Annotated in this window: 1 protein-coding gene, 1 tRNA gene and 1 pseudogene; all 3 read right to left on the bottom strand. The window is 57.6% G+C overall.

Features of this window, described 5'->3' with window-relative positions; translation table 11 throughout:
• Positions 1-104: 104 nt before the first annotated feature.
• Positions 105-299: pseudogene (locus C8N34_RS25750) on the bottom strand (transposase); the annotation flags it as partial.
• A 220-nt stretch (positions 300-519) separates the two neighbouring features.
• Positions 520-963, bottom strand: coding sequence for a hypothetical protein (locus tag C8N34_RS26610; RefSeq protein WP_170120587.1), 444 nt, complete (start codon positions 961-963; stop codon positions 520-522).
• Between the two features lie 361 nt (positions 964-1,324).
• A tRNA-Met gene (locus C8N34_RS25765) sits at positions 1,325-1,401 on the bottom strand.
• Positions 1,402-1,430 lie beyond the last annotated feature (29 nt).

The raw sequence follows: 1,430 nt of genomic DNA on the forward strand, positions 1-1,430 counted from the left end.
GTCTTGCCATGGTCTTCTCCTCGCTCGCAGCATCATGCTGCTGTTACGCGGAAAATCCACTTATCCCGGCTGTTCAGGTTCCCGCAGCCACCTCTGATCGGCTCCGGCTCGGCTTTCGGGGCTTCCCCGAACACCCCGGTCGCCCCCTCAAGCAGCTGGTCTCGCCACTGCTTGATCTGGTTCGGATGAACGTCGAACTCCTGCGCCAGCTCGATCATGGTCTTCTCGCCCTTGATCGCGGCTACCGCCACTTTCGCCTTGAAAGCCGGGCTGTGGTTCCGGCGCGGTCGTCTTGCCATGGTCTTCTCCTCGCTCGCAGCATCATGCTGCTGTTACGCGGAAAATCCACTTATCCCGGCTGTTCAGGTTCCCGCAGCCACCTCTTCATTTTCGGATAGTGTTTAGTCTTAACATTGCGCGTCGCGTCTCTATGCTTCTCAGGCTTGCGTTAGAAACTCAACGGTTTAGATATTCATTATGCACGTGGCAGATGGAGAAGATTCGGAATCATCTGTGTGCTTATGGGATCTGTTCAGCCACTTTCGCTTCCAAATATGCCGTCCCTTTTCTACGCCACGGCATCCTATTCACCGCACAGGGCTGCTCAAGACCTTCCATGCGATGAAATTCCGGGTTTCCATTGCCCCAGCCCCTTTCCGGGGATGGGATTTTGGAGACGATGGCGGTCAAGCGAAACAGGATCAGCATCGAGGTTACACCCTCGACCGGCCCAGAAACGGACCGGAATGATCCCGCCCGCAAAAACGCTGCCGTGATGTCGCTGGCTCGCCTGATTGGTCGCCAGATCGCCCGTGAGCAATTTGAGCGCAAGCTGGCATCGGAGAGACGAACCGGCTGAACCGGGAACGCCGCTCCAGCGGTGATGCCTGGAAGGCGGAACTGGTAAAGATCGAGAAGCAGATCCGCGGCATCATCGAAGCGATCAAGGCTGGCATGTTCCATGAGAGCATGAAGGCCGAGATGGACACGCTGGAAGCGCGCAAGACTGAACTGAACACCCTGCTGGCCGACGCGCCTCAGGACACACCGGACATTCTGCCGAGCGCCTCGGCGATCTATGCGAAGAAGGTTTCGGCGCTGACCAAAGCCCTCAATCGCAAGGAAGAGCGGCAGGAAGCAGCCGAGGCTTTGCGTGGCCTGATCGAGAAGATTTTGCTCACGCCGGGGCCGGAACGCGGCGAGATTTACGCGACACTACAGGGCGAACTCGGCACGATTCTCAACTGGACAGAGCAGCAAGCCATTGGAAAAACTGCAAAAACAACAAAACCCGCAGCGGATGCTACGGGTTTGTCGTTATCAGTGGTTGCGGGGGCAGGATTTGAACCTGCGGCCTTCAGGTTATGAGCCTGACGAGCTACCGGGCTGCTCCACCCCGCGTCCGGGTGTTTTTTGTATCGTTGATGGGG

It is taken from the genome of Gemmobacter caeni (assembly GCF_003054195.1).
Lineage (GTDB): Bacteria > Pseudomonadota > Alphaproteobacteria > Rhodobacterales > Rhodobacteraceae > Gemmobacter > Gemmobacter caeni.